Here is a 9765-nt window from a genome sequence, read left to right as displayed (position 1 = left end):
GTAATTCATTTCTACAACCAAGCGAATGGCTTCCGCTTTTTCCTCGGCGTTAACAACCCGATATCCCATGATGCTTCCTTAGATCGACACTCCTACATCATGGTCCAAAAACATTGAGCCACAACAGCCTCGCTCCTACAGATCACCAATATCTGTAGGAGCGAGCGGTGCGGCGATCCGACTTGCCCGCGAAGAAGCTGACGCGGTCTCAAGGCTGCCAGAAGTTTTTCTCCCCGCTCAACTTCCTGTTCAGGAAACTCGCCGCGCTGATCAGTGCCAGGTGCGTCAGCGCTTGCGGTGTATTTCCCAAATGCCGGGCATGGCTGTCGAACTCTTCGGCATACAGCCCCAACGGGTTGGCATACTTCAGCAATTGCTCGAACTCCAGGTGCGCCTTCTCCACCTGGCCGGCCCGGGCCAGGCATTCGACGTACCAGAACGAGCACGCGGCGAAGGCGCCTTCGGTGCCGGGCAGGCCGTCGATCTGGTTGTCGTCGTTGCGGTAGCGGTAGACCATGCCCGCGCGCACCAGGCTTTTTTCGATGGCTTCAAGGGTCGCGATCCAGCGCGGATCCTTGGCGCTGACGAAGCGCACCAGCGGCATCAGCAGCATCGAGCCGTCGAGGCCGGTGCCGCCGATGTGCTGGACGAAATGCCCGCGTTCTTCGTTCCAGAAGTTGCTCCAGATATCGGTGTAGATCGCTTGACGGGTCTGGTCCCAGCGGGCGAACGGGGCGGGTAGCGAGCGTTTGGAGGCCAGCCGGATGGCCCGGTCCACGGCCACCCAGCACATCAGTCGCGAGTGCAGGAAATGATACTGCTCGCCGCGCATTTCCCAGATGCCGACGTCTTTTTGCTGCCAGGTTTCGCAGATCTGATCGACCACTTCCACGGTGTGTTTCCAGCCTTCATGGGAAATCGCTTCACCGTGCTTGTTAACCAGGTACACCGCGTCCAACAGCTCGCCGAAAATGTCGAGCTGGATTTGATCCCAGGCCTGATTACCGATGCGTACCGGTGTCGCGCCGCCATGACCGGACAAGTGCGAGAGTTCGGTTTCCGGCAGTTCCTGACGGCCATCGATGGCGTAGAGGATGTTGAGTTTCATGGTCTTGCCGTGACAATCCCTGACCCGACCGCGCAACCAGCGCGTGTAGGCGTTGGCTTCTTCGACGAAGCCCAGGCGCATGAAGGCATAGACGGTGAACGAGGCATCGCGGATCCAGGTGTAGCGATAGTCCCAGTTGCGTTCGCCACCGGGAACCTCCGGCAGGCCAAAGGTAGCGGCGGCGAGGATGGCGCCGTGCTTGCGCGAGGTCAGCAGCTTCAGAGCCAGGGCCGAGCGATTGACCATTTCCCGCCAGCGACCGCGATAACTGGACTGGCCGATCCAGTCGCGCCAGAACTTCAGGGTGCGCTCCAGGCACAATGCGGCGGCGCCTTCCTTGAAGCGCGCATCGTCAACGCCGCCGAGGAGGAACTCGGCGCTCTGGTCCTGTTCGAGAATGAATTCGGCGACGGCCGCATGGCCCTCGACGCGCAAGGACTGATCCGAACACAGCTGCATGGCTGGCTGGCCGGTGGCCTCGAAATACACATTCCGATCGCGTGCCCGAGCCTTGATGGGAGCCCGGGCATAGTCATGACGCACGGCGCAGCGCATGCGGATCGTCGCTTGACCGCTGACCACTCGCACCCGACGCATCAACATAGGCAAATCATCCTCGCTGTCGCCGATGGGCAGCAGGTCGGTGACTTCGACCACCGCATGATCGCTGAGCCATCGGGTTTGCAGGACGTTGGTGTCGGGCAGGTAAATCTGTTCGCGGCGGGCATCGGGCAAGTCCGGAGCAAGCTGGAAGATGCCGGCTTCGGGGCCGTCCAGCAGTGAACAGAAAATCGATGGACTGTCGAATTCCGGCCAGCAGAAAAAGTCCACGCTGCCCTTGTCGTTGACCAGCGCTGCGCTGCGCATGTCGCCAATGATACCGTGGGCGTCGATGGCACTTTGTCGTTCGGAAGGATCAGCCATTGCCGCAGAGCTCCGGGATCTGAGGGCCTAACTAGCTGACCGGTTTGGGCCGCAGAGAGTTCATTTGCCAGCAAACCGCCGTTCACACTCAACCAACAATTCGACGCTTTCCCCGGGGCAGACGTTTGTGGCAAGTTGCAGGCCCTTGTTGAGGCCGGATCCCATGGCAAACCCCTACCGCGAGCTGTTTCACGCCCCAGGTGCACGCGCCTTTGTGCTGGCCGGCATGATCGCGCGCATGCCGATTTCCATGACCGGCATCGGCCTGATCACCATGCTCTCGCAATTGAAGGGCGGTTACGGCCTGGCCGGCTCCATCGCCGCGATCTTTGCCTTGGCCACGGCGTTTTGTGCGCCGCAGGTCTCAAGGCTGGTGGACCGTTTTGGGCAAAGCCGGATCTTGCCGGTATCGGCACTGGTCGGTGGCGGGGCGTTGTTGATGCTGTTGCTCTGTACCCGGTTGCAGGCGCCGCACTGGACGTTGTTTGCGTTTGCCGCGCTGGCCGGTTGCATGCCGAGTATGTCGGCGATGGTGCGGGCGCGTTGGACCGAGTTGTATCGCGGCCGCCCTGAGTTGCAAACCGCTTATGCGCTGGAATCGGTGCTGGACGAACTCTGCTTTATTGTCGGGCCGCCGCTGTCGGTGGGGTTGTGCGTGGTGGCGTTCCCGGAGGCGGGGCCATTGGCGGCGTTGCTGATGCTGGCGATCGGGGTCACGGCGTTTGTGTTGCAACGTGGGACCGAACCGCCGGTGCATCCTCATGAAGAGCATCATCAGGGCTCGATCATCCGTTCAAGCGAGATCCAGTTGCTGATGTTGTTGATGGTCGCCATGGGCACCATCGTCGGCGTGGTGGATGTGGTCAGCGTTGCGTTCGCCGAGCAACAGGGGCAACCGGCGGCGGCGAGCATTGTGCTGTCGGTATATGCCATTGGCTCGTGCCTGGCCGGATTGGCGTTCGGTGCATTGCGCTCGAAACTGCCGCTGCCTCTACTGTTCCTCTGCGGCGGGGTGGCGACGGCGGTGACCACGTTGCCGTTGCTGTTGGCGGCCAATATTTTCGGGCTGTCGCTGGCGGTGTTCGTCGCCGGGTTGTTCTTTGCACCGACCCTGATTGTGGCCATGGCGTTGGTGGAGCGCATCGTGCCGCCGGCCAGGCTCACCGAAGGCCTGACCTGGCTGGTCACCGGTTTGAGCATCGGCGTGGCGATCGGTGCGGCCAGTTCGGGCTGGCTGGTGGATGCGTTCGGTGCGCGCAGCGGGTTCTGGGTGGCGATTGCCGCCGGTGCCGTGGTGTTGGGTTCGGCGGTGCAGAGTTTTCGCCATTTAACCGTCGGGTTACCAGCCTCTTCCTGAGTCACCCAGAAATTCACCGAACGTGGTTTTGGTCCGAACTGGTTTTAATCTGAACAGGAACGAGCACCTATAGGGGAAATTTAACCGACGCTGACTAATTTGCGCCGCTTGCGGACCGTCCTCCCTTACAGACGACTTTTTGAGGTAAAACGTGGTGACCGAGCTGACCCTGCTGTGCCTGCCGTATTCTGGCGCCAGTGCCATGGTCTACAGCCGCTGGCGACGCAAGTTGCCGCAATGGCTGCAGTTGCAGCCGGTAGAGCTGCCGGGGCGGGGCGCACGGTTCGGCGAACCGCTGCACACCGACATGCGCGCACTGGCGATGCAATTGGCCAGGGAACTGCGTTCGACACTCAAGGCGCCCTATGCCTTGTTTGGTCATAGCCTGGGCGCCTTGCTGGCGTGCGAGATGGCCCACGCCTTTCGTGCGCTGGGCTGCCCGGCGCCGGTGGCCCTGTTTGCCTCGGGAACGGCGGCGCCAACGATGCGCGCCGACTACGACCGCGGCTTTGCCGAGCCGAAAACCGATGCGCAGTTGATCGAACAGCTACGAACGCTCAATGGCACCAGCGAAGAGGTGCTGGCCAATGAAGAGCTGATGAGCCTGACACTGCCGATCCTGCGCGCGGACTTTCTGTTGTGCGGACGCTTTCAGCCGGTGCAGCGGCCATTGCTCGAATGCCCGGTGCACGTGCTGGGGGGCGCGTCCGACAAGGCCACCACCGAGCAGTTGATCGGCTGGAGCAAGGAAACCCATGGCAGCTTTTCGGTGGACATGCTGGCCGGTGGGCACTTCTTCATCCATGAGCACGAAGCCAAGGTGCTACGGGTGATCAAGGATCAGCTGGATGTTCATCATCGGCGGCATGCCTTGGTTGCCACGGCCTGAATATCCACCCGGTTTCCCCCTGTGGGAGCGAGCCAGTGTGGCGAGGGGGCTTGCCTCAATACCTGTCAGTTAAGCGAAATTTCTGTAGGAGCGAGGCTTGCCCGCGAAGAATGCACCGCGGTTTTTCAAGTATTACGCGTCATCGTTCTTCGCGGGCAAGCCTCGCTCCTACAGATTCCGCCTTAACTGACAGGCATTAGGGCTTGCCCCCTCGCCACACTGGCTCGCTCCCACAAGGGTTATGGCCATCTGTATTTCCTCGCATTACCTCCCTTCCTGATACTTGTTCTCAAACGCTAATTTTTCCGGTCTGCATTCGTTTTATTGGGACGACGTGCCTTTGTGCTTCCTGCCTACTGATCCGGATGCTAAGAAATGAATGCTGAAGACTCCTTGAAACTTGCTCGCCGGTTTATCGGGTTGCCCCTGGAAAAGCGCCAGATGTTCCTTGCGGCCTTGCACAAGGAGGGCGTGGACTTCGCCCGTTTTCCGATTCCGCAAGGGGTCGAGGCCGAGGACCGGCAAGCGCTGTCCTATGCTCAGCAGCGCATGTGGTTTCTCTGGCAGCTGGACCCGCACAGCGGCGCCTACAACTTGCCGGGCGCGGTGCGCCTGACCGGGCGATTGAACCTGCCGGCCCTGGAGCAAGCGTTCGCCAGCCTGATGGCGCGTCATGAAACCCTGCGCACGGTGTTTAAGCGTCAGGCCGACGAGACCCTGCAACAAGTGCCAGCCAGTGCACCGTTGCTGATCGAGCAGGTCGATTTCAGCGGGTTGCCGGCCCTTGAGCGCGAGCAGGCCGTGGCCGAGGCCGCCCAACAGCAATCGCTGCTGCCGTTCGACCTCGCGGTCGGGCCGCTGCTGCGGGTCAAGCTGCTCAAGCTCGCCGAGCAGGAGCACGTGCTGTTGCTGACCCTGCACCACATCGTTTCTGATGGCTGGTCGATGAATGTGTTGATCGATGAGTTCATCCGCTGCTACGACGCCCACGATGCAGGCACGCAACCGCAGCTCGCACCGCTGCCGATTCAGTACAGCGACTATGCGTTGTGGCAACGCCGCTGGCTGGAAGCCGGCGAGCAGGCGCGGCAACTGGACTACTGGCAAGCCCAATTGGGCTTTGATCATCCGGTGCTGGAGCTGCCCACCGATCACCCACGCCCGGCAATGCCCAGCTATCGCGGCACGCGTTATGAATTCGGCGTCGATGGTCAACTGGCCGAGCAATTGCGTGCCACCGCGCAGAAACACAACATCACCTTGTTCATGCTGTTGCTCGGCGCTTTCAACGCGTTGCTGCACCGTTACACCGGGCAGACCGACATTCGCGTCGGCGTGCCAATCGCCAACCGCAACCGCGGTGAAATCGAAGGCCTGATCGGCTTCTTCGTCAACACCCAAGTGCTGCGCACCCGGCTCGACGGCCAGACCCGCGTGGCGGATTTGCTCAGTGACATCAGGGAAACCGCCCTCGGCGCCCAGGCCCATCAGGATTTGCCGTTCGAGCGGCTGGCGGAAGCGTTGAAGCTGGAGCGCAGCCTCAGTCACACGCCGTTGTTCCAGGTGATGTACAACCACCAGCCACAGGTCGCGGACATTTCCACGGTGACCACCGCGTCGGGCCTGGAGCTGGGCGTGATCGAATGGGAAGGGCGTACCACTCAGTTCGACCTGAGCCTGGACACCTATGAAAAGGCCGGCAAACTGCACGCCGCGCTGACCTACGCCAATGACCTGTTCGACGCCCCGACGATCGCCCGCATGGCACGGCACTGGACCCATCTGCTGCACGGCATGGTCAGCGACAGCCAGCAGCGCATCAGCGATTTGCCGTTGCTTGAAGCGGCGGAATACCAGCGCATCGTCCATGACTGGAACCGCGCTGACCAAGGTTTCGCCGACAGCCTGTGCATCCATGAGCTGATCGCCAGGCAAGTCGCGGCCATGCCGGACGCGCTGGCGGTGACCTTCGCCGCGAAACAGCTGACTTACGCCGAACTCGACGCTCAGGCCAACCGTCTGGCGCATAAATTGATCGGGTTGGGCGTGGGCCCGGAAGTGCGGGTCGGCGTAGCGATGCAGCGCTCGGACAGCCTGTTGGTCACGCTCCTTGCGGTGCTCAAGGCCGGTGGTGCCTACGTGCCGTTGGACCCGGATTACCCGGCCGATCGCGTGGCCTACATGCTCGAAGACAGTCGCGCACTGGTTTTGCTGACCGAGCAGGCTGTTGCTGCAACCTTGAACGTGACGGCGGGCACCCAAGTGCTGCTGATGGACGCCGCCGAGCCATGGCTGGCCGCTTATCCGAGCAGCGCGCCGGTATCCCGCGTCACACCGGATAATCTCGCGTACGTGATCTACACCTCCGGTTCTACCGGCAAACCCAAAGGCGTGGCCATCGCTCATCGCAATGTGCTGGCGCTGATCGACTGGTCGCAGTCGGTGTACAGCCGCGACGATATTCAGGGGGTATTGGCGTCGACGTCGGTGTGTTTCGACCTGTCGGTGTGGGAGCTGTTTGTCACCCTGGCCAACGGCGGTTCGGTGATCATCGCGCGCAATGCCCTGGAGTTGCCGTTGTTGCCGGCCCGGGATCAGGTGCGCCTGATCAATACCGTGCCGTCGGCGATCAATGCCTTGCAGCGCGACGGGCAGATCCCGCCGAGCGTGCGCATCATCAACCTGGCCGGTGAGCAGCTGAAGCAGAGTCTGGTGGAGGCGCTGTATCAGCAACCGACCGTGGAGCATGTCTACGATCTTTACGGTCCATCGGAAGACACCACCTATTCCACCTGGACTCGGCGCGAAGCCGGCGGCACCGCCAACATTGGTCGGCCACTCAAACACACCGCCAGCTATTTGCTGGACGCCGATCTGCAACCGGTACCTCAGGGCGTATCGGCCGAGCTGTACCTGGCCGGCGCCGGCATCGCCCGCGGTTATCTGGGCCGGCCGGGCATGACGGCCGAGAAGTACCTGCCGAACCCGTTCGCCGGCAACGGTGAGCTCCTGTATCGCACCGGTGACCTGACCCGTTATCAGGTCGATGGGGCACTGCAATACGTCGGTCGAATCGACCATCAGGTCAAGGTTCGTGGTTTTCGCATCGAACTCGGTGAGATCGAAGCGCGGCTGTTGCAGCAGGACGCGGTACGCGAACTGGCGGTGCTGGCTCAAGACGGCGCCAGTGGTCAGCAACTGGTCGCCTATATCGTGCCGACCGATGCCGCCGTGCTGGCGGACGATGCCGATGCTCACGCGAGCCTGCGTGAAACCCTGAAAGCCGTCCTGCGCCAACATTTGCCGGACTACATGGTGCCGGCTTATCTGTTATTCCTCGAACAATTGCCGTTGACGCCCAACGGCAAACTCGACCGCAAAGCCTTGCCTGCGGTCGACGGCACTCAGCAGCAACGCGAACACGTGGCGCCACGCACGGTGCTGGAAAAGTCGCTGGCAGCGATCTGGCAGGACGTTCTGGCCATCGACAACGTCGGCCTGGAAGACAACTTCTTCGAGCTGGGCGGTGACTCCATTGTGTCGATGCAAGTGGTCAGCCGCGCGCGTCAGGCGGGCATCGTGTTGAGCCCCAAAGACCTGTTCCAGCACCAGACCATCCGCAGCCTGGCGCAAGTGGCCCGCAGCGGCGAGCAGAACCTGATTGATCAAGGTCCAGCCGTTGGTTCGGTGGCCCTGGCGCCGGTGCAGCATTGGTTCTTCGAGCAAGCCATTGCGCAGCGTCAACACTGGAACCAGTCGCTGCTGCTGGTACCGCGCGAAACGCTGGATGCGGGGGCGCTGGATCAAGCATTGACGCAGTTGCTCACACATCACGACGGTTTGCGTCTGCGCTATGAAATGACTGGTGCCGGTTGGCAGCAAGCCTATGGCGCGGCGTCCAGCGAGTCGGTGTTGTGGCAACGCTCGGCGCAATCGGTCGAAGCGTTGAATGCCTTGTGCGACGAAGCCCAGCGCAGTCTTGATCTGAGTCACGGCCCATTGCTGCGAGCGCTGTTGGTGGACATGGCCGACGGCACGCAACGGCTGCTGTTGGCTATTCATCACCTGGTGGTTGACGGGGTTTCGTGGCGGGTGTTGCTGGAGGATCTTCAGCAGTTCTACAGTCAGGCACGCGACGGCTCGACGCTGACGGCGGCGGCGAAAACCAGTTCCTACCAACGTTGGGTGGCGCGTCTGCAAAGCCACCTGCCAACGTTCCAGAACACTGTCGATTATTGGCAGACGCAACTGCGCGATGCGCCGCAAAACGACTTGCCGTGCGACCGCCCTGACGGCGCACTGCAAAACCGTTTCGAGCAGAAAGTCGAACTGACCTTCGACGCCGAGCAAACCCGCAAACTGCTGCAACAGGCACCGGCGGCGTATCGCACGCAGGTTAACGATCTGCTGCTGACCGCGCTGACGCGGGCCGTGTGCCGCTGGACCGGGCAGGGCAGCACGCTGATCCAGCTCGAAGGGCATGGCCGCGAAGACCTGTTCGACGACATCGATTTGACCCGCACCGTCGGCTGGTTCACCAGTTTGTTCCCGGTCAACCTGATCCCGGCCGACGATCTCGGCGCCTCGATCAAAACCGTCAAGGAGCAGCTGCGCGCGGTGCCGGACAAAGGTCTGGGTTACGGTGTGCTGCGCTACCTGGCCGATCCGCAAACGAGCACGGTACTGGCGGCCCTGCCGCAACCGCGCATCACCTTCAATTACCTCGGGCAATTCGACCGCCAGTTCGACGAGGCAGCGCTATTTGTGCCGTCCAGCGAAGACAGCGGCGCCGCCCAGGATCCGTCGGCACCGTTGGCCAACTGGCTGACGGTCGAAGGTCAGGTGTACGGCGGTGAGCTGTCGATGTGCTGGTGCTTCAGCCGCGAGATGTTCGACACGGCGACCATCCAATCGCTGGTTGATCAATACGCTGTCGAACTCAACGCGTTGATCGAGCATTGCTGCACCCTTGAGGCCCCACAGGCCACGCCGTCGGACTTCCCGCTGGCGCGCATCACCCAGGCGCAACTCGATGCACTGCCGGTGGCCGCCGGACAACTCGACGACCTCTATCCGCTGTCGCCGATGCAGCAGGGGTTGTTGTTCCACACCCTTTACGAGCAGGCGGCGGGCGAGTACATCAACCAGCTGCGGGTCGATGTTCAAGGCATCGACCCCGAGCGTTTCCGCGCGGCCTGGCAGGCCACTGTCGACGCTCAGGGCATTCTGCGCACAGGCTTTGTCTGGCAGGGTGAACTGGAGCAACCGGTGCAGATCGTCCACAAACAGGTTGAGTTGCCGTTCACTGTGCTGGACTGGCGTGAGCGTGGCGATCAGGTTCAGGCCTTGCGTGAACGGGCCGATGCCGAACGCCAGCAAGGCTTCGACCTGAGCCAGGCGCCATTGCTGCGACTGGTGCTGGTGCAAACCGCGACCGATAGCTGGCATCTGATTTATACCCATCACCACATCCTGATGGACGGCTGG

Annotated in this window: 4 protein-coding genes (1 of these 4 running past the window's edge); 3 read left to right on the top strand and 1 reads right to left on the bottom strand. The window is 61.9% G+C overall.

Features of this window, described 5'->3' with window-relative positions; genetic code table 11:
• Positions 1–208: 208 nt before the first annotated feature.
• Positions 209–2032 carry a glycoside hydrolase family 15 protein gene (locus MEB48_RS06000; protein WP_237882782.1) on the bottom strand — a complete coding sequence of 608 codons (1824 nt, stop codon included), beginning with the start codon at positions 2030–2032 and terminating at the stop codon, positions 209–211.
• A gap of 163 nt (positions 2033–2195) precedes the next feature.
• Between MEB48_RS06000 and MEB48_RS05995 the strand changes: the two genes are divergently transcribed.
• The 3 genes from MEB48_RS05995 to MEB48_RS05985 form a co-directional block, all read left to right on the top strand.
• Positions 2196–3389 (top strand): MFS transporter, encoded by a 1194-nt coding sequence (locus tag MEB48_RS05995; protein ID WP_237882780.1) that lies wholly within the window; start codon positions 2196–2198, stop codon positions 3387–3389.
• Positions 3390–3540: 151 nt separating this feature from the next.
• Complete coding sequence (locus MEB48_RS05990) at positions 3541–4278, top strand: thioesterase II family protein (RefSeq protein ID WP_237882778.1); 738 nt, start codon at positions 3541–3543, stop codon at positions 4276–4278.
• 375 nt (positions 4279–4653) lie between these two features.
• Positions 4654–9765, top strand: partial view of a non-ribosomal peptide synthase/polyketide synthase gene (locus MEB48_RS05985; RefSeq protein ID WP_237882777.1) — the beginning only. Its footprint extends 7281 nt past the window's final position; only the first 5112 of its 12393 coding nucleotides appear in the window; it begins with the start codon at positions 4654–4656; its stop codon lies off the right edge, out of view.

It is taken from the genome of Pseudomonas sp. PGPR40, from assembly GCF_022014505.1.
GTDB lineage: Bacteria > Pseudomonadota > Gammaproteobacteria > Pseudomonadales > Pseudomonadaceae > Aquipseudomonas.
This window is presented reverse-complemented; position numbering and strand designations above follow the sequence as displayed.

Bases quoted from the DNA above. Each gene is read 5' to 3' on its own strand.
- MEB48_RS06000 (WP_237882782.1), bottom strand. From the start codon at position 2,032: ATGGCTGATCCTTCCGAACGACAAAGTGCCATCGACGCCCACGGTATC.
- MEB48_RS05995 (WP_237882780.1), top strand. From the start codon at position 2,196: ATGGCAAACCCCTACCGCGAGCTGTTTCACGCCCCAGGTGCACGCGCC.